The 17,733-nt window shown below is 72.0% G+C and carries 17 protein-coding genes and 1 tRNA gene; 5 read left to right on the top strand and 13 right to left on the bottom strand.

Features of this window, described 5'->3' with window-relative positions; genetic code table 11:
* Positions 1-8: 8 nt before the first annotated feature.
* The 5 genes from bcp to BLW76_RS40345 form a co-directional block, all read right to left on the bottom strand.
* Positions 9-482, bottom strand: coding sequence for a thioredoxin-dependent thiol peroxidase (gene bcp / locus BLW76_RS40365; protein ID WP_091317306.1), 474 nt, complete (start codon positions 480-482; stop codon positions 9-11).
* 16 nt (positions 483-498) lie between these two features.
* Entirely contained in the window at positions 499-1,044 is a 546-nt protein-coding gene (locus BLW76_RS40360; protein ID WP_091317305.1) for a hypothetical protein, read from the bottom strand.
* A 190-nt stretch (positions 1,045-1,234) separates the two neighbouring features.
* Positions 1,235-1,417, bottom strand: coding sequence for a hypothetical protein (locus tag BLW76_RS40355; RefSeq protein WP_091317303.1), 183 nt, complete (start codon positions 1,415-1,417; stop codon positions 1,235-1,237).
* Positions 1,418-1,552: 135 nt separating this feature from the next.
* A complete protein-coding gene (locus BLW76_RS40350; protein WP_091320484.1) occupies positions 1,553-2,440 on the bottom strand; it encodes a hypothetical protein in 888 nt (295 codons plus the stop codon).
* A 105-nt stretch (positions 2,441-2,545) separates the two neighbouring features.
* On the bottom strand, positions 2,546-3,493 hold the full coding sequence (locus BLW76_RS40345; protein WP_091317301.1) for a saccharopine dehydrogenase NADP-binding domain-containing protein: 948 nt from the start codon (positions 3,491-3,493) through the stop codon (positions 2,546-2,548).
* Between the two features lie 70 nt (positions 3,494-3,563).
* Here BLW76_RS40345 and BLW76_RS40340 point away from each other — a divergent pair, with 70 nt between their 5' ends.
* Positions 3,564-4,481, top strand: coding sequence for a helix-turn-helix domain-containing protein (locus tag BLW76_RS40340; protein ID WP_167384889.1), 918 nt, complete (start codon positions 3,564-3,566; stop codon positions 4,479-4,481).
* Between the two features lie 6 nt (positions 4,482-4,487).
* On the opposite strand, the gene BLW76_RS40335 is transcribed toward BLW76_RS40340, so the two are convergent.
* Positions 4,488-4,561, bottom strand: a tRNA-Leu gene (locus tag BLW76_RS40335).
* Between the two features lie 99 nt (positions 4,562-4,660).
* Between BLW76_RS40335 and BLW76_RS40330 the strand changes: the two genes are divergently transcribed.
* Positions 4,661-4,882, top strand: a complete 222-nt coding sequence (locus BLW76_RS40330; RefSeq protein ID WP_004559246.1) for a DUF3618 domain-containing protein — start codon at positions 4,661-4,663, stop codon at positions 4,880-4,882.
* A 4-nt stretch (positions 4,883-4,886) separates the two neighbouring features.
* On the opposite strand, the gene BLW76_RS40325 is transcribed toward BLW76_RS40330, so the two are convergent.
* Positions 4,887-5,303, bottom strand: coding sequence for a hypothetical protein (locus tag BLW76_RS40325; protein WP_208613619.1), 417 nt, complete (start codon positions 5,301-5,303; stop codon positions 4,887-4,889).
* Positions 5,304-5,507: 204 nt separating this feature from the next.
* On the bottom strand, positions 5,508-6,065 hold the full coding sequence (locus BLW76_RS40320) for a TetR/AcrR family transcriptional regulator (protein ID WP_167385064.1): 558 nt from the start codon (positions 6,063-6,065) through the stop codon (positions 5,508-5,510).
* Positions 6,066-6,178: 113 nt separating this feature from the next.
* Between BLW76_RS40320 and BLW76_RS40315 the strand changes: the two genes are divergently transcribed.
* Complete coding sequence (locus BLW76_RS40315) at positions 6,179-7,636, top strand: flavin-containing monooxygenase (RefSeq protein WP_091317294.1); 1,458 nt, start codon at positions 6,179-6,181, stop codon at positions 7,634-7,636.
* A 102-nt stretch (positions 7,637-7,738) separates the two neighbouring features.
* Here the strand turns inward: BLW76_RS40315 and BLW76_RS40310 are convergent, their stop codons facing one another.
* The 3 genes from BLW76_RS40310 to BLW76_RS40300 all read right to left on the bottom strand — a co-directional run bounded on the left by BLW76_RS40310 (position 7,739) and on the right by BLW76_RS40300 (position 12,360).
* On the bottom strand, positions 7,739-8,209 hold the full coding sequence (locus BLW76_RS40310; RefSeq protein ID WP_091317292.1) for a helix-turn-helix domain-containing protein: 471 nt from the start codon (positions 8,207-8,209) through the stop codon (positions 7,739-7,741).
* A gap of 178 nt (positions 8,210-8,387) precedes the next feature.
* Complete coding sequence (locus BLW76_RS40305; protein WP_091317291.1) at positions 8,388-10,061, bottom strand: LCP family protein; 1,674 nt, start codon at positions 10,059-10,061, stop codon at positions 8,388-8,390.
* 145 nt (positions 10,062-10,206) lie between these two features.
* A complete protein-coding gene (locus BLW76_RS40300) occupies positions 10,207-12,360 on the bottom strand; it encodes a phospholipase A2 (protein WP_091317289.1) in 2,154 nt (717 codons plus the stop codon).
* 146 nt (positions 12,361-12,506) lie between these two features.
* Here BLW76_RS40300 and BLW76_RS40295 point away from each other — a divergent pair, with 146 nt between their 5' ends.
* Positions 12,507-13,535 carry a hypothetical protein gene (locus BLW76_RS40295; protein WP_091317288.1) on the top strand — a complete coding sequence of 343 codons (1,029 nt, stop codon included), beginning with the start codon at positions 12,507-12,509 and terminating at the stop codon, positions 13,533-13,535.
* On the opposite strand, the gene BLW76_RS40290 is transcribed toward BLW76_RS40295, so the two are convergent.
* Together BLW76_RS40290 and BLW76_RS40285 are read right to left on the bottom strand one after the other, a co-directional pair.
* Positions 13,513-14,919, bottom strand: a complete 1,407-nt coding sequence (locus tag BLW76_RS40290) for a GGDEF domain-containing protein (protein WP_091317286.1) — start codon at positions 14,917-14,919, stop codon at positions 13,513-13,515. The two genes, BLW76_RS40295 and BLW76_RS40290, sit on opposite strands and share 23 nt — an antisense overlap.
* A 319-nt stretch (positions 14,920-15,238) precedes the next feature.
* Positions 15,239-16,498, bottom strand: coding sequence for an MFS transporter (locus BLW76_RS40285; RefSeq protein WP_425266041.1), 1,260 nt, complete (start codon positions 16,496-16,498; stop codon positions 15,239-15,241).
* A 290-nt stretch (positions 16,499-16,788) separates the two neighbouring features.
* On the opposite strand from BLW76_RS40285, the gene BLW76_RS40280 reads away from it, so the two are divergent.
* On the top strand, positions 16,789-17,688 hold the full coding sequence (locus BLW76_RS40280; protein WP_091317284.1) for an SDR family NAD(P)-dependent oxidoreductase: 900 nt from the start codon (positions 16,789-16,791) through the stop codon (positions 17,686-17,688).
* Positions 17,689-17,733: the final 45 nt, after the last annotated feature.

The raw sequence follows: 17,733 nt of genomic DNA, 5'->3' as shown, positions 1-17,733 counted from the left end.
TCCGGGCGTCAAGCAGCCAGGCCGAGGTCCCGGATCAGCTTCGCCACGTGGCCGGCCGCGCGGACGTTGTAGAAGGCGTGGGCGATCTTGCCGTCGGCGTCGACGACGAGCGTCGAACGGATCACGCCCATGTACGTCTTGCCGTAGTTCTTCTTCTCGCCGTATGCGCCCCACGCCTCGATGACCGTCTTCTCGGGGTCGCCCAGCAGCGGGAAGGTCAGGCCTTCCTTCTCGACGAACTTCGCGAGCTTGGCCTGCTTGTCCGGCGAGATGCCGATGACCTGGTAGCCGGCGTCGTTCAGCTCGGCGAGGTTGTCGCGGAAGTCGCAGGCCTGCTTGGTGCAGCCCGGGGTGCTCGCCGCCGGGTAGAAGTACACCACCACGGACTGGCCGCGGAAGTCGCGCAGCGACACGTCCTTGCCCTCGCTGTCGGGCAGGGTGAAGTCCGGGGCTTCGTCACCCGGGGAGAGGCGCTCTGTCATGCCCCCGAGCCTAACGTCAGGCGGGGCCGCAGTAGGTGACAGCGACACCTTCGGTCGTGCTCGGTCGGATCTGCAGGCGCAGCTGCGTCTGCTCGCGCGGGACCGCGAACGCCAGCGTGATGTGCACCGAGCGGCCCGGCAGCACGTCCTTGCCCGCGTCGGTGATGCCGGTGAAGCCCTGGGTGGTGTCCACGACCTGCTTGACACTCGTGCCGCCCGCGGTGGCCGTGACGTTGAGTCCCGAAAGCTTGTACGTCGTCGAGCCGTCGTTGGTCAGCTGGACGTCGAAGGCCGCGCCGCGCGGGCTCTGCGGGTACGCCGACGGGCTGGGCCGGAACGACTGCGGGGAGCCGACCGAGATGGTCAGGCCACTGGCGAACCGGTGGTCGGCGCCGAACTTGAGGTCGTTGCCCACGGGGGAGGCCGAGGCGCCGGCGCCCGCGGGGGAGCCGGCCGCGCCGAGCGCCGCGGTGCCTTCGTGTGCCGAGGGGGCCCCGCACGCCACCGCCAGGCCGAGCAGTCCTGCGGCGAACATGATCTTGCGGGTGCGCGCGAGCGCCATTGCGGGTACTCCAGTCGGCGGGTCGGGTGCCGTCGGCAACGGGGGATTGCCGGGCGAACCCGCTCCACTCTGGCCGTGATCGCGCGTGGTTACGAGGCGCAACCGGGGGTTGTCGCGCACCTGGTGCCACCCCGTGGCCAATCCGTGACCGGAACGGCACGGCTGGTGACAATCACTGCCCACATGCCACTTAAACCGCGAGCGCGAACAACAGGATGAAGATCGCGACGCCGGCCACCCACGCCGTCATCAGCCAGCCGAAATCCCGGACCGGGTCGACCGCGCGGCTCTCCTCGCCGGGCGCGTACACGCCGCGTTCCTCGAACCAGTCCGCCCAGCGGGCGACCCAGCGCAACGGGTTGCGCGACGCCATGCTCCACCTCCGGGCCGGTTCGGTTTTTTGCACCGTCACAGTACGCGTTCGGGCACGAACGCCGGAAGCCGCGGGCGGCCGTCCACTCAAGACACGCCACTGTCGGGTGAACCTCGGCGCCGCTCGTGTAGAACCTCAGGCCAGGTCGTGCCGGCGCAGGACCGACACCGCCCGGACGGTCGCGTAACCGCGCCACTCGAGCGCCGCCGCGGGCGAGAAGCTCGCGAAATCCACTCGCCAGCCGCCGTCGTCCTGCTGCTCGTCCGCGAGCCGCCGCAGTTCGGCGTCGATGACGTCGTCGTCGAACAACGCGCGCGCCGGGCGGTCCGGCAGCGGGGCGAAGTCCAGGGCGCGGAGCGTCTCGCCCGCCGAGCCGCCCTCGACCGGGACCAGGCCGTCGGCCGGGAGGAACGCGGCGAGGTGCGCGAGGAGCTCCGCCGCCTCCTCGTGGAGATCGTGCGCCGCGTCGGCGAACTGCACCGCGAAGGACAACGCGATCGCGTGCGGCGGCGCGGAAAGCTCCCGGATGGCGCGGAAGCAGTACCGCGTGGCCGCGGCCAGCCACGGGTGCTCGCGCACGGCCCGGTCGTGCCGGGCGACGCGCAGGGCCACGCCGGCGGTGAACGCGGTGCTCTGCAGCGTCGCCTCCGCCGGATCGGCCTGGACCCAGAAGGGCGCGCAGCCGGCCGGGTCCGCGACGGGCAGCGCGAACGGCAGGCCACCGTCGGGCCGGGACGCGGCGGCCAGCCAGTCGCAGAGCCGCGCGGCGTGCGGTGTCGTGGCCGGGGCGATCTCCTCGAACACCTCGAAGGCGTGAAGGGCACCGCCGGGCTGGCTTTCCGGGGCCCGCAGGTCCGGCTCGAGGCCCCAGCCGTAGCCGCCGTCGGGGTTGCGGTAGCCGTCGACGGCGGCCAGCACCGCGTCGGTGGTCGTCGCGCCGTCGAGCAGTTCGAACCGGCGCCGGTCGAGGAGGCGGGCGTGCGTCGCCAGGAAGGCCGCCGCCGCGGGAAGGTTCACGGACATGCCACCAGCGTCGCACCCGGCGCGGCGGGGCGTCTTGAACGGATCGGACGTCCGGGCCCGGCGCACCGTCCACTGTGTACCCGCCGCGCTGCACAGCGGCATCCGCTACCGGTGCTCCACCGTGATGTGCGGCGCCAGCGCCCGCAGGAAGTCGGCCGCGTCGAACATCTCGCCCGCCGTCGCGACGCCCTTCACCTTCGTCCGCCCGGTCAGGATCCGGTCCACCGCCTCCACCGCGAGCGGCGCGCTCACCGCGTAGATGTCTTCGCCGCGCGCGACGATCCGGCGTTCTTCGTCCCCGGTTCGCACGACGACGTCGACCACGAACGTCTCGGCCGCGTCGCGCTCGCCGGCCGCCGCGAGGCCCTGGGCCGCGTCGACGGTCATGTAGCTGGTGACGTCGCGGACCCGCAGGTGCCGCGGGATCGTGACGATGTCCGCCATCGAGAACTCGCCGAAGACGGGCCGGGTGCCGAGCGGCTCGGGGAACGCCCACTCGCTCGTCGGCAGGGCGTCGTCGCGGTGCTCCAGCCGGCCGCCCGCGTACCGGATCCGCTTGCTGCCACGGCGTTCCCGGGACACCCGGCCGGCGGCGAGGGTGCCCGCCGTCGGGCGCCAGCCGCTGAGCCCGTAGGCGACGTGCACCTCGTCGGCCGCCGTCCGGTCGCCCAGCGCCGCCGTCGCCATCAGGTCGGCCAGACCGCCGAAGAACGCCATCGCGGGCACCACCGCGGTGTCGGCGGTCAGCGCGAGGGTGTCGATGTTCGCCTCGATCTCGGCGGCGACGTCGACGTATGGGACGCCGGCGCGGATGGCCGCCTCGATGATCGGGGGTGCCGTTTCGGCGAACGGGCCGGCGCAGTTGATCACCGCGTCGACGCCGTCGAAGGCGCGGTCGAGGGCCGCCGGGTCGTCGACCGGGGTCGGCCGCCCGCCCGGCAGCTTCGCCGCGTTCCGTCCGGAAAGGACGACGTCGTAGCCGCGTTCCCGCAGTTCAGCCACCACGAAGCGGCCAGTGTGCCCGTAAGCGCCGTAAACCAGTACCGAAGTCATGAGGTAATCCTGGCGAGCGGCGAGGGCTGTCACCAGTGTCCGGAACGACGTGATGCGTACACTTTCGGACATGCACGCTGTCGCGCTCGCCGCCACCGACGGGATGTTGTCGTTCGAGCTGACGATCGCCACCGAGGTGTTCGGCGACGATCCGCGGTACGCCTTCGCGGTGTGCGGCTCGGCCCCGGTGCGGGTGGGCCGCTTCCTGCTGGAGCCCGACCACGGCCTCGACCGGCTGGCGCGCGCGGACACGGTGATCGTGCCGGGCTGGGCCGACGTCGACAGCGCCCCGCCTGCCGACCTGGTTGACGCGGTGCGGGCGGCTCACGCCCGGGGTGCCCGGGTGGCGTCGCTGTGCACGGGCGCGTTCGTCCTGGCGGCCGCCGGCCTCCTGGACGGCCTGCGCGCGACCACGCACTGGGCCCACACGGACGTCCTCGCCGCCCGCTACCCGGCGGTGACGGTGGACCCGGACGTGCTCTACGTCGACAACGGCCAGGTCCTGACCTCCGCGGGCAAGGCGGCGGCCATGGACCTGTGCCTCCACCTGGTCCGCGCCGACCACGGCCCGGCGGTGGCCAACGCGATCGCCCGGCTCCTGGTGGTGCCCCCGCACCGGGCGGGCGGCCAGGCCCAGTTCGTGCCGGCCCCGGTCCCGAGCCGCGACGACCACCCGCTGGCCGCGCTGCTCCCGTGGATCACGGCCCGCCTCGACCGGCCGCTGACGGTGGAGGACCTGGCGCGCGAGGCGAACATGAGCTCACGCCACCTGGGCCGTCATTTCCGGGCAGCGACGGGCACGACGCCGTTGCAGTGGCTGCTGAACCAGCGCATCCGGCGCGCGCAGGAGCTGCTGGAGAACACCGACGCGAGCATCGACGCGGTGGCGGAGGCGGTCGGCATGGGCACGGCGACGACGTTGCGGCGGCACTTCAACCGGACGGTCGGGGTGCCGCCGGACACCTACCGCCGGACGTTCCGCAGCTGAAGGGGGTGGGCCCGGAGAGACTCGAACTCTCACTGGCACGGACCTAAACCGTGTGCCTCTGCCAATTGGGCTACGGGCCCCAGCAACTGGAAGCGTAGCGGTGCGGCGTGGCCCGTGCGGACGCGGCGGGGCGGTCGACTAAGTTGGGCCGTGGAAGTCCCATGCGGCGAGGAGGACACGTGGCCCGCGATCCCGAGACGATCGAGCGTGAGATCGAGCAGGCTAGGACCGCTCTGGCGGCGACGCTCGACCAGCTGACCGTCAAGGCCGACCCGAAGAAGCTCGCGGACGCGGCCAAGGACGGCGTGCGCGCCAAGCTGGACAACCCCAAGGTGAAGTTCCCGCTGATCGGTGCGGGTGTGCTCGTGCTGGTCCTGCTGGTGCGCAAGCTCCTGAAGTAGCGGCTCAGGCCTGCTTCGCCGGCGCCTTGCTCTCCGCGGCGGGCGCCGGGGCCGGGCTCTTGCGGTCCTCGACCGCCTTCGGGAGCTGCTTGCTCGGCGGCAGCTGCGGCTTCTTGTCCGCCGAGGCCGGGGTCTGCTGCTTCGGCACGCTGCCGGGCGGCGGGACCTCGAGCGGCGGCAGCTTCGGAAGCGTCAGCCGGGCCGTCATGTAGGCACTGGTGAAGTCGAGCGCACTGCCGTTGAGCAGGTGCACCACCGTGGTCTTGACGTCGCCGGCGAGCTCCTCGACCAGCTGGTCGGCCCGGTCGCGCGCGGCGATGATCCCGGGCGCGCGGGCGGTCAGCTCCTTGCCGAGGCCGCTGACCTTGATGGCCCAGTCGGCGTCTTCCTGGACGTACGTCGCCGTGATCGTTTCCACCATCTGCCTCACACCCCTCTCCCTCACCAACATCCTTACACAACCGTGACGCGGGCACCGCGCTTTCGTGACGCGGTTCCCTCGCCCTCCCTCAGGTCGCGAAAGTCCAGCACACTTTCTACCGTGTCATCGGAACAGTAGAGCAACTCTGTGTCACAGGACACGGTTGCGCTGAGTAGTCGCCGCATGGCCTAATGCACGCGCACGTCACCGCGCGCGGCTCCGCAAGCCGCTCCACAGCACGTCCATGGCGTATCCGGTGGCCGTCTCGGGGCTCACTTCGTCGTGTCGCTCGCACCAGATCGCGAGCCGTTCGCACGCGCCGACCACGAATTCCGCGGCGGCCTCGGCTCGCAGTTCGTCCCCGCTGTCGAAGTAGCCGCTCATCAGCGCGGCGATGAGGTCGGTCTGCTGGCGGCGGGTCTCCTCGACCTCGTCGGCGGCCGTCGTGCCGATCAGCACCATCTCGTGCCGCAGCAGCGACCAGGCCTGGCGCCGCTCGCGGATGAAGACGAAGAAGGCCAGCAGGCCGCGCCGCAGCGCGTCCTCGGCGTCCGTCGCGCCGACGGTCGCCTGCTCGGTGACCTCGCGCAGCACGGCCCGCGACTCCCGGATGCAGGCCAGCAGCAGGCCTTCCTTCGAGTTGAAGTACTCGTAGAGCATCGGCTTGGAGACGCCCACCAGTTCGGCGATCTCGTCCATGGACGCCGCCGCGTAGCCGCGTGTCGAAAAGACCTGCTCGGCGACCTCGATCATCTGCCGCATCCGGTCGGCCCTGGGCATGCGCTTGCGCTTCGCGGTCGTCACGGGTCACACTCTACCGCTGGTAACCTACTCCCAGTAAGATGGACGACGAGTAACAGGAACCCGGAGGCGTCATGGGCAACCGCACGGAGACCGGGGTCGTCATCGTCGGGACCGGGTTCTCCGGTCTCGGCATGGCGATCCAGCTGCGCAAGGAGGGCCGCGAGGACTTCGTCATCCTCGAGAAGGCCCACGACGTCGGCGGCACCTGGCGGGACAACAGCTACCCGGGCTGCGCCTGCGACATCCCGTCGCACATGTACTCGTTCTCCTTCGAGCAGAACCCCGGCTGGTCGCGGGCCTACTCGCCGCAGCCGGAGATCTGGCGCTACATGCGCGAGGTCGCCGACAAGCACGACCTGCGCCGGTTCATCCGGTTCGGCCAGGAGGTGACCGGCGCCCGCTGGGACGCCGAGGAGAACCGGTGGCACGTCGCCACGAGGGGCGGCGACGAGTTCACCGCGAGCGCGCTGGTCGCCGGGGTCGGCGCCCTCCACCTGCCGATGATCCCCGAGCTGCCCGGCATCGAGCGGTTCGCGGGCCCGGCCTACCACTCCGCGCGGTGGCGGCACGACGTCGACCTCGCGGGCAAGAAGGTGGCGGTCATCGGCACCGGCGCCAGCGCGGTCCAGTTCGTGCCGAAGATCGCGCCCGAGGTCGCGGAGCTGACGCTGTTCCAGCGGACGCCGCCGTGGATCATGCCGAAGGCCGACCACGAGATGTCCGGCCGCGCCCGCGCGCTGTTCAAGGCGTTCCCGCCGGCCCAGCGCGCCTACCGCACCCTGCTCTACTGGCTGCTCGAAGCCCGCGCGATCGGCTTCAACGGCCAGTCGTGGGTGATGAAGCTCGGCCAGCGGATCGCCCGGCGCAACATCGACCGCGCCATCAAGGACCCGCAGCTGCGGCGCAAGGTCACCCCGGACTACACGATGGGCTGCAAGCGCGTGCTCATCTCCAACGACTACTACCCGGCGCTGGCCCGCGACAACGTCGACGTCGTGACCGACGGCGTGCGGGAGGTCCGCGAGCACAGCGTCGTCGACGCCGCCGGGGTCGAGCACGAGGCCGACGTCATCATCTACGGCACCGGCTTCCACGTCACCGACGCCTTCGACGACCTGGAGATCGTCGGCCGCGACGGGCGCAACCTCGGCAAGGAGTGGGCGACCGAGGGGATGCGGACGCACCTCGGCATCACCGTCGCCGGGTTCCCGAACCTGTTCTTCCTGCTCGGCCCCAACACCGGCCTCGGGCACAACTCGGTGGTGTTCATGATCGAGGCGCAGATCTCCTACGTCGCCGAGGCGCTGCGGCTGGCCCGCGGCCGGGCGATCGAGCCGAAACCCGAGGTGCAGGAGCGGTTCAACGCGCAGATCCAGCGCAAGCTCGCGAAGGGCATCTGGACCCGCGGGGGCTGCAAGAGCTGGTACCTGGACGCGAAGGGCGTCAACCGGACGATCTGGCCGGGGTTCACCTGGCGGTATTGGCTGGACACGCGGAAGGTGCGGCGCGAGGACTTCCTGGTCGGCTGAGCCGGTCGGGTTCCGCGAACGTCATGAAAGAGTCGTTCACTACGTCCGACGTAGTGAACGACTCTTTCATGGCATCGGGGCGTGGCTGCGCGACCCCCGGGATCAGCGGGAGGTGTAGCGGCGGAGCCGGGCGATCAGGTCGACGGTCGGCAGGCTGCACAGTTCGGCCATGCGCTCGAGCGCCGGCAGGTCGAGGGCGACCTCGCCGCCGCCCTGCTCACCGGCCTGCCGCAGCCGGTCCTCGGCCCAGCGGCGCAGCGGCAGCAGGTCGGGCGGCGCGTCGGCGACGACCTTGCGCAGGTCGACGCGGACCCGGCCCGGCTCGTCGACGAAGACCCGGCGGTGCACCTTGGCCAGCAGGTCCTGGGGCAGTTCGTCCATCGCGACGCACAGCTCGACCAGGCGCACGACGGAGCACTGTCTGGTGCCCAGCTCGTAGGTGGCCAGCGTCTGCAGCGAGATCTCGCTCTGCAAGTGCTGGTTCAGCTCCTTGCGCGTCCACCCTCGGCTGCGCCGGAGCTTGCGGAGCTCGTCTCCGAGGATCCGCTGGTACTCCTCAGCGTCGATCAGCACATCAATGTCCCCTGCCGTGCGCTCCCGCGGCACCGCACGGGCGTGATAATTCCCGTGCAGGTGCACCCTCACGTGTATGTAAGTGCGCTGGGGCCGCGCCCTTACGCGATTTCGGGCATGTCTTTGATACCGATTGCGCGAGTTAGGCCGAACGGGTTAACGGGACCCGGCGACCGGCTCAGTTCACGCAGGGAACGCCCTCGGCGGTGATCGGCTTCTCGGCGTCGTTCGCGGCCGGCGGAGGGACCGTGGCCTGCGACGTCGCCCCCGTGGCACCGGCGCCCGAGCCGGCGTTGGCGCTCGTGCCCTCGTAGTCGGCGCCGAGGAAGACCATCACGTGCCCGGACTGGACGCTCTTGTCCTCCTGGACGGTCGGCGAGCCGCCCAGCGCCTCCGCGACGGCCTCGCCCTTGTCCTTGCCGCCCTTCGGCACCCAGATCACCGTGGTCTTGCGCGCGGTCGCGTTGGCCGTCTCGCCGGAGGTGAAGCCCTTGGCCTCGAGGGTCTTGGCGACGTTCGCGGCGAGACCGGTGCGGCCGGAGGCGTTGCGGACGTCGACCGTGGTCGCCTTGTTGGCGGGGTCGGCCTGCTGGGCGGGCGGCGCCGACTCGCCCGGCGGCGGCCCGGTGAGCCCCTGCACGAACTGCTTCACCTCGGCGGGGTCGACCTGGATGGCGACGCCGTCGTCGGGCGTCCGGTACTCGACGTTCTTCACCGGGATGGTGCGGAACTCGAGCTGGCCGCCGGTCAGACCCTTCATCTGCTGGGCGAACCCGAAGATGTCCCAGTTCTGGTTGAGCACGACCGACTTCTTGATCGCCTCGATCAGGTCGTTGAGCTTGCCCGGGTTGGTCAGTGTGCCCGCCGAGAGCACCTTGCGCGCCATGCCGGCCATGAACACCTGCTGGCGCACGACGCGGTCGAGGTCGCCGTTCGGCAGGCCGTGGCGCTGCCGGACGAACTCGAGGGCCTCGACGCCGGAGATCGTGTGCTGGCCCTTGGTGAAGTTCGCGCCGGAGTACTGGTCCTTGACGTTGTTGTTCAGGCAGACGTCGACGCCGCCGATGGCCTTGGTGATCTCGCTGAAGCCGAGCAGGTTGACCGCGGCGTAGTTGTCGATGGTCGACCCGGTGAGCTTCTCGACGGTCTCGATGAGCTCCTTCGCGCCGGCCTGGTTGGCCTTGACGTCGAGTTCCTTCGGGTCGGTGACGCCCTGCTTCTGCAGGTCCTTGCGGGCCGCCAGCATCGCTCGCGCGTAGGCGGAGTTGATCTTGTGCTTGCCGTAGCCGGGGATGTCGACGTAGGAGTCGCGCGGCAGGGACATCGCGACGGCCTTGCTGCCGTCGTTCGGGATGTGCACGAAGATCAGCGAGTCGGTGTTGAGCTCGCCGTCGGCGTCGCCGGCGCGCAGCTCGTCGAGCACCTCGCGCGGCAGGGGGTTGCCCTGGGCGTCGGTGCGGCTGTCGAGGCCGACCAGCAGGATGTCGCGGGCGCCGTCGGCGGGCTTGTCGCCACCGCCGCCCTCACTGATCACGTTCGTGTAGTTGAGCCCGTTGACCAGGCCCTGCATGGCCGCCCATGCGTACCCGGTCAGGCCCATCACCAGCAGCGAGACGACGGCCAGCGCGATCTTCGCGCCGCGGAAGGAGTTGCGGCGGGCGCGCGGGGCGGGCCGGGCCTGCGGGCGGCGGGCCGGCGGCGGGGCCGCGCGGCGGGCGTCCGCCGGCTCGCGGCGCGGTGCGGGGCGGCGCGGCGGCGGGGTGCCGCGCCGTGCGTCGTCCCGGCCTGGCTCGTCCGGCCAGGGCCGGGCGGGGCGGCGGCCGCCTTGCCCGTTCCGAGGCGGATGGTCCACGCGGGCGACTCCTCACTCCATCGATCGGGTGGTGCTCAGGGATGGGACGCATGGTGCCTGCCCCGGGTTGCCGTAGCGTTACACATCCCCCCACGAATGTGTCATGCACCACCCAGTTTCCCGCATGTTCGACGGTTTCGCCTGGTCAGGACGTCGCATTCGCCGGTGGCCGAGCCGGCAGGAGCGTACCCGCGGCCGCGAGCAGGGCAAACGCGGCCGTCACCGCGTGGAGCGTGACGCCGAGGAAGCCGGGCCTGGCGCCGTCGGCGGCGAACAGCAGCGAAGGCGCGCAGGCGAGCGCGGTCGCCAGCCACGTGCCCGTCGCCGCGCCGGCCCCGATCCGGATCGTGTGCAGCAGGAAGACCCCGAGCAGCAGGTGCACCAGGCTCTGGATCGGGTCGAGCCGCAGGCCGAGCAGGTCGGCGTCGGCGGCCACCCCGCCGAAGCGGGTCAGCGCGAAGCCGAACACGCCCAGCGTCGCGTAGCCGATCCCGAGCCCGGCCGCGGCCCGGGTGAGCACCGCCGTCCGGCGGCCGGGGTGCTCGGCCGCGCGGGGCTGCCGGACGCCGTGGGCGTGCCGCTCGAACCACCAGAACACCAGCGTCGCGGGCACCGCGAGCAGCCCGACCGCGACCAGCGTGCGCGGGCGGATCAGCCAGCTGAGGCCGTCGGCGATCCGGCCGGGCAGGTAGACGACGGCGACCAGCAGCAGCATCCCGGCGAGGAACGCCAGGTAGAGGCTCATCGGCGCGCGGAGCACGAACCGGCACGCCCGGGCGAGGCCCTGGCGATCGCCGAGCCTGCCGAGCGGGCGGGCCAGCAGCCCGAGCACGCCGAGCTGGACCAGGCCGAGCAGCAGCACGCCCCACGGCGGCGCGGAGAACGCGGCGGGCGCGCCCGGGCTGCCGAGCAGGACGGGTGGCCCGTCCCGCAGGACGCTCATCCCGGCCAGCCCCGCGACCCCGGCCGCGGTGGCCGCGGCGAGCAGCCGCCGCGACGGGCGGACGCCGTCGGCGTGCGCGAAGGCGAGCTGCTGGGCGAGCAGGGCGATGGCGAACGTCGCCGCGTAGCGGGGAAGCGGCGAGCCGGACAAGCTCGCGGTCAGTTCCCCGCCGCCGGCCAGGGCGAGCAGGCCGGCGACGGCGCTCACCGGGGCCCGGCGGTGCAGGGCCAGCAGCGGGGGCGCGCAGACGATCGTCAGCAGGTAGACGCCGAGCAGCCAGAGCGGGTGCAGCGCGATCCGCATCACGGTGGCCGTGGTGCCCGCCGGGCTGCCGAGCAGTTCGAGCGCGAGCGGCGTCAGCAGCGCGACGACGGCGAAGATCAACGCCGGCCGCAGCAGCGGGCTCGCGCGTTCGGCCAGGTAGTGGCGGTAGCCGCCACCGGCGTCCTGTTCGGCGCGCCAGCCTGCCGCGTTGGCGTGCCCGCCGGCGAAGTAGATGAGCGGGGCGAGCTGGGCGAGCCACGTCAGCGGCCACAGCGCGGGCTCGGGCGCGCCTGCCCAGTGCGCCAGTGCCGTCAGCGACTCGCCGAGCAGCAGCAGGACGACGCCGCCGGCGCCGAGCAGGGCCCACCGGCTGACCTCGGCGGGGTCGGCGACGGGCACCGGCGCCCGCGGCTCCCGGCGCGCCCGCAGCCAGCCGCGCAGCCGGAAGACGAGCAGGCAGCCGATCACCAGCACCCCGGCGACCATCGGGCCGATCGGGTCGCCGACCGGCGGGCCCCAGCGCTGGTGCCACGAGTTGACGACCAGCCCGGCCGAGTAGAGCGAGGCGACGACCCGGCAGGTGAGCGCCGAGTTCATCGGGTTGAGGTCGCAGGCGTGGTGCATGTCGTAGGACAGCCGGTCGTCCAGTGCCTCCCGGACCTCCGGGCCGAGCGGGTGGCCCTTGCGGTCGGCGTACCGGAGCAGGTCGTAGCCGAGGTCGTGGGCCTTGCACGGCACGGCGTAGTCCCACTTCGTGTTGTCGTCGCCCCACGGCGTGGAGCAGCCGCCGTCGACGTGGACGGCGCGGACCGTGCCGTCACGCGCCGGCATGGCACCCGGGGTGACGCCGCTGAGCGCGGTGAAGTCCTTCGGCAGCCGCGCGAGCGCGTCGGCGTGCGGGCCGGGGTGGACCAGCGCCTCGATGGCGTTCTGCGCGGCCAGCACGTCACCGGTCGGCGGCCCCTGGTCGGGCGGCGACGGCGGGCGGGAGGAGATCAGCCCGAAGGCGAAGACGACCAGCAGGACCAGCAGCAGCCACCCGGACGTCGACCAGGGTCGGCGGGTGCGTGGCGGAGGGGTCGGTGCCGGCATGGGTTCAAGGGTGCCAGCCCGGCTCGGCGGCCGACATGGGGATAACCGGAGGGCTGCCCGGACGGCTGCCCGTTCTTCCCTTCCGCGGCAGGGCGGCCCTGGTGAGACTGGGGACAGGGGGCGCCGCCGGCGACCAGGAGGCAGCAGTGCGCTCGACCGAGCTCGCCGTGCCCGTGGAGAACACGGTGCGCGCCCTGCGCCGGCTCGCCCCCGGCGCCCGCCTGCGCAGGCCCGGCACACCGGAGCTGCGGGCGGTGGCCGCCGCGTTGCGGGACTGTGCGCCGCCGGACCTGGCCGCGGTTCATCCGGGGCCGGTGGCCCGGGTCGTGCTGGCGGAACAGCTGAGGGAGCTGGACCGCGCGATGACGGGGTTCTTCGGCGCGGAGGCGAGCGGCCCGGAAGCGGCCCGGCTCGTGCGGGCAGCGCGGTACAGCAGGGTCCGCCGAGCGCGGCCGGTCCACGAGCGGCTGGCCACGGAGCCCGGCTTGCGCGCGGCGGCGCTGGCCTGGGCGGAGAGGCGGGGGTACCGGATCCTGGCGGCGGAGCTGAGCGGAATCGGCGCCGTGCCGGAGGTCGAGGACGGGCGGCTGGCCGCGGAGCTGGCGGTGGCGGCGTTGTTGCCGCGGGCCGAGAGTGGGGTTTGTGGGCGCGAGGTGCTGCTGCCCTGGCCGGAGGAGTCGGTGACCGGCGGGGATGGCCGGCCCGGCTCGGCGCCGGGCGCCGGTGGCCCAACCGGCTCGCCCCCGGGCCCCGCAGCCTCCACCGGTGACCCGCCCGACCGGCCCGGCCGGCCCACCACAGCAGCGCCCGGCGGCAGTTCCTTCCTCCAAGTCCGCTCGGTCCGCGTCACCGACCACGGCTTCCTCGTCGACGTGCACGCCGATCCGCCCGTCGACCTCCTCCGGGACCGCGACGGCCTCACCCTCCGTGCCCTGTGGTGGAACGGCCTCGGGCGGATCGCCGACGACCTCGGCCACGAGTACCTGATTCTCGCCAGGGAGCACGCCGGGACCGTCCGGCACTGGTGTCACCCGCGGCTGGCGCCCGGCGCCCGCGTGCTGCGGCTCGAATCCGCCGGCTACCGGGGGGAGCGGGTGCGGCTGGAGCCCGCCGGAGCCGGGACCTGTGCCGAAGTGCTCGTCAAGCTCGAACTCACCGTTCGGCTGGGCGGGTGACCGTGTCCGGGGCGAAACAGACCTGGTCGCGGCCGTTCTCCTTCGCCAGGTAGACCGCCGCGTCGGCGGACTGCAGCAGGCGCTCCAGCGTGTCCCCGTGGCGGGGGTGGCGGGCCACGCCGATCGACGTCGTGCGGTCGGCGATCGTCGCGGGGTCGCCGCGCTTGTCCGTTGTCACTATGTGCAGCTTGGCGATCGCCGTGCGGATGCGCTCGGCCGCGTCCCACGTCGCCTCTTCGTCGATGTCCGGCAACAGAACGAGGAATTCCTCACCGCCGAAACGGCCGACCAAGTCGGTCGGTCTCGTCACTTCGTCGAGGGTTTGCGCAACAGTGCGGAGGACGTCGTCCCCCGCCGGATGGCCATAGGTGTCGTTAATCCACTTGAAGTGGTCGAGATCAACCATCAGCAGTGCGAGTTGATCACCCGATCGGGCGGTCCGTTCGAGCGCCCGCTCCGCCGACTCCGACCAGCCGCGCATGTTGAGAATGCCCGTTTTCGGGTCCGTCCGGACGTCGTTCTGGAGCTGATCGAGTTCTGCGAGGCGATTGAAGACCACGGTGGCCACCGCCATCACCACGACCATCGGCGGGACGACGGCGAGCAGGATCGCGGTCACCGCGCCGAGGCCGATGGTGACCGCTTCGAGGAGGTTGTCGGCCGGGCTGCCCAGGACGTTACGCAGGGTCGGCTCGGACGAGAGCCCGAGCGCCAGTGCGCCGCCGACGTAGAGGATCTGGATCGCTTCGTACACGACACCGGTGAGCGCGATGGTGCCCGCCTCGTGCCAGAAGCCGCCCCAGCCGGGCTGCCCGAGCAGGTGCGGCCCGAGTGCTCCGTACGTCAGGTGCGCGACCGCGCCGGCCAGGCCGTGGGTGATCGAGGAGAAAATGAAGTTGTGCGCCGGCCTGCGGGCGATGAACCAGTGTTGCAGCCGGATCAGGAAAACGACGAGCAGGGTCAGCGGTATCGGCAGGATCAACGCCGCGGAAAACGTCCAGACGGCGGTCAGGTCGATCAGGACTTTTTTGGCCTTGTTGCGTCGCCGCTCTTCCTGTCGCTGGGTCAGTTGAATGTGGACGGTCGCGCCACCCGCGAGGATCCCGAAATTGATCCAGTCGCGATCACCGGGCACCGCGGAATGGGCGAAGGAAAACGCGAGTACGGCGATCGCGGCCGCTTCGAGGCCGAGCATGAAGACGATCAGCACCGGCGGACGGCGCCAGAGTGCCCAGTTGCGGGGCCGGTACGGGTGGTCGCGCCCGGCCGGGCCGCCTGCCGCTTCGGCGTGCGCTGTCACCGGCGTGCGCGGGGCCGCTCCCCGCGCCCGCCGGGCGGCCGCCCCGCCGGCGGCGGCCGGGTCGTCGTCTGGTCCGGGATGCAATTGGTCACCTCCTTTCCAGCCTAGCCCGGCACTTGAGTAATCTCATCGGTACCTGCCAGAGTGTTGACGCATTCCGTAGCCGGGTATCATCCTGCACCAACAGAACCCCGCGTTCGTGGTCGAACTGACCGTCGAACGCGGCTCAATCGCTTGTTCTTGCTTCGCATGACGGAGGTGGCGACCCGATGTCGAACCGCGACGGCTGACTCGGCCGCGAATTGCTCGCCGTCCCCAGCTGAATGTCATTCATGATCTTGCCCTGCACGGAGAGGTGACGACCGATGTCGAACCGTGACTGCTGAATCCTCCGGAAAACCGTTCATGACGACCCCGGCTCCGGTTCCGTGCTCCCCACCCGGCGCCAGGACAACGCGACCGGGACGGCCACGAGCAGTCCCACCGCCCCGGCGAGCGCGATGGTCGTGTTCGCCGAACCGAGCGCCTGCGCGACCAGCCCGCCGACCCCCACTCCGAGGCCCTGCGCGACCCGCAGCCCCGTGCGGTAGAGCCCGCCGGCGCTGCCCCGGATGTCGTTGGGCACCCACGTGATGAACGTGGCCGTCACCGTGATGACGTACGCGCCGGTCGCCCCGGCCAGCGCGAGCAGGACCAGCGCCACCGCCAGGTTCGGCTTCAGCGCGAAGGCCGCGAGCGCGGCCAGCGGCAGGGCGGCCAGCACCCCCAGCAGCTTGCGGCGGTGTTCCGTCGAGACGAACCGCGAAAGCAGGAACGTCCCGACCACGAAACCCAGCGGGTCGGCGGCCAGCAGCCAGCCGACAGCCTGGTCACCCACGCCCAGCTGTGCGGCGAGCGGCGCCGCGAGACCCTCCGGGATCACCGCCAGGCCGACGAGCCACGACAGGTAGAGCAGCACCCGCAGCCGTTCGTCGCCGAAAACCTGCCGGACGGCGCCGAACCACGGGGCGCCGCCGTTGCCCGCCGCGGGCCGCCGCAGCACCAGCAGCCGCACCGCGACGGTGGCGATCACGAACGTGAGCGCGTCGATCGCCAGCGCCCACGACGTCCCGATGGTGGTCACGAGGAGGCCGCCGGCGGCCAGGCCGGCCAGCATCGCCGTGTTGTTCGTGATCCCGCGCAGGTCCTGGCTCTGCAGGTAGACGTCGTCGTCGGCGAAGATCTCCCGGCCCAGCGCGTTCTGCGCCGCGTTGCACGGCGCGTTCGCCAGCCGGGCGAAGACGAAGAGGACGAACAGCCAGCCCATCGGCATCCCGGGCACGGCCATCAGCCCGATCAGCACCGCCTGCGCGAACGAGCCGGTCGCGAGCACCGCGCGCCGCGGGTACCGGTCGGCGAGCTGGGACAGGCCGAGCCCGCCGGCGAGCGCGGGCAGGAACGTCAGGGAGTAGACGACGGCCGACAGCAGCGGCGACCCGGTCCGGTCGAAGATCAGGATGGCCAGCGCGACGATGGTGAGCTGGTCACCGAGCATCGACTGCGTCTCGGCGAACCACAGCGCGCGGAATTCGCGGTTGGCCAGGACGGCCCGGAGCCGGGGTGTCGCACGCGTCGTCACCTCGTCACCACCGTCCCCCGATCGAGTGAACACGGACGTCCGCATTGTGCCTCTCCGGTGACGACCCCATCCGGGGGAGTCACGGTCTACCACCGGGAAGCACCCACAGTATGCCGCCGGTTACGCCGCGATGTCCCCGGAACGGCCGCCAGTCACCCCCTCGTGACCGGCCCGCGGGTACGTCCCGACTGATCGAACCGGGCTCGCTCGGCGCAGGGCGGCGGCCGCTCGTCGTCGCGCCGATGCCGCGTTGGACCGAATGGGCCAAGACTGGACAGTGAGCCGGCCGGGGTGGACGGACCGCGCGCCGCCGGCGCTGCAGATCGGGGAGAAGCATGGACGGGTTGATGCAGGGCAAGGCGGTCGTGGTCACCGGCGCCGGCCGCGGCCTGGGCGAGGCGTTCGCGGTGCACGTCGCGCGCGCGGGCGGGGCGGTGGTGGTCAACGACGTCGACGCCGAGCTGGCCGAGCGGACGGCGGAGAACATCCGGACGCACGGCGGCCGCGCCGTGGCCAGCGGGCACAGCGTGGCGGAGGCGGGCGAGGCCCAGGAGATCGTCGACCTGTGCGTCAAGGAGTTCGGCGGGATCGACGGGCTGGTCAACAACGCCGGGCTGAACTACGAGGCGCTGCCCTGGGAGGACGACGCCGAGGCGGCGCGGGAGCTGGTCGCCGTCAACGTCCTTGGCGTGGTGAACACCGGCCTGGCCGCGATCAAGGCGATGGTCGACGCGGGCACCGGCGGCTCCATCGTCAACATCTCCTCCGGCGCTTCGCTCGGGCAGCGCAAGCTCGGCGTGTACGCGGCGAGCAAGGGCGCGGTCGCGTCCCTGACCTACTCCTGGGCCCTCGACCTCGAGGACGTCGGGATCCGCGTCAACGCCGTCTGCCCGCTCGCGCACACGCGGATGGTGTGGAAGTCCGAACGCTCCCTGCGCGCCTGCCCGCCGGACCGCACGCCGTCGCGGATCGCGCCGGTCGTGCTGTTCCTGCTCGGCGAGGGCTCGCACGGCATCACCGGCCAGATGATCCGGTGCAACGGCCCGCAGCTGCACGTCATGGGCCAGCCGTTCCTCAAGCAGCCCATCCTCGAACGCCCGGTGTGGGACACCGAGACCGTGCAGAAGGCGTTCGACGAGGTCTTCTCCGCCCACCTGGAGAACTACGGCCTGGAAAAGCGCGTCCCGCCGCGGCTGCGCAAGTGGACGGAGACGACCTCGCCCCGTACTGCCTGACTCGAGCGCCCCAATGTGGCGTTCGGTGCGTCCAGCGCACCCAAT

The organism is Amycolatopsis tolypomycina (assembly GCF_900105945.1).
GTDB lineage: Bacteria > Actinomycetota > Actinomycetes > Mycobacteriales > Pseudonocardiaceae > Amycolatopsis > Amycolatopsis tolypomycina.
The sequence above is the reverse complement of the archived record's forward strand: the minus strand, read 5'-3'. Positions and strand labels throughout refer to the sequence as shown.

Bases quoted from the DNA above. Each gene is read 5' to 3' on its own strand.
- bcp (WP_091317306.1), bottom strand. From the start codon at position 482: ATGACAGAGCGCCTCTCCCCGGGTGACGAAGCCCCGGACTTCACCCTG.
- BLW76_RS40360 (WP_091317305.1), bottom strand. From the start codon at position 1,044: ATGGCGCTCGCGCGCACCCGCAAGATCATGTTCGCCGCAGGACTGCTC.
- BLW76_RS40355 (WP_091317303.1), bottom strand. From the start codon at position 1,417: ATGGCGTCGCGCAACCCGTTGCGCTGGGTCGCCCGCTGGGCGGACTGG.
- BLW76_RS40350 (WP_091320484.1), bottom strand. From the start codon at position 2,440: ATGTCCGTGAACCTTCCCGCGGCGGCGGCCTTCCTGGCGACGCACGCC.
- BLW76_RS40345 (WP_091317301.1), bottom strand. From the start codon at position 3,493: ATGACTTCGGTACTGGTTTACGGCGCTTACGGGCACACTGGCCGCTTC.
- BLW76_RS40340 (WP_167384889.1), top strand. From the start codon at position 3,564: ATGCACGCTGTCGCGCTCGCCGCCACCGACGGGATGTTGTCGTTCGAG.
- BLW76_RS40325 (WP_208613619.1), bottom strand. From the start codon at position 5,303: ATGGTGGAAACGATCACGGCGACGTACGTCCAGGAAGACGCCGACTGG.
- BLW76_RS40320 (WP_167385064.1), bottom strand. From the start codon at position 6,065: ATGCGGCAGATGATCGAGGTCGCCGAGCAGGTCTTTTCGACACGCGGC.
- BLW76_RS40315 (WP_091317294.1), top strand. From the start codon at position 6,179: ATGGGCAACCGCACGGAGACCGGGGTCGTCATCGTCGGGACCGGGTTC.
- BLW76_RS40300 (WP_091317289.1), bottom strand. From the start codon at position 12,360: ATGCCGGCACCGACCCCTCCGCCACGCACCCGCCGACCCTGGTCGACG.
- BLW76_RS40285 (WP_425266041.1), bottom strand. From the start codon at position 16,498: ATGCGGACGTCCGTGTTCACTCGATCGGGGGACGGTGGTGACGAGGTG.
- BLW76_RS40280 (WP_091317284.1), top strand. From the start codon at position 16,789: ATGGACGGGTTGATGCAGGGCAAGGCGGTCGTGGTCACCGGCGCCGGC.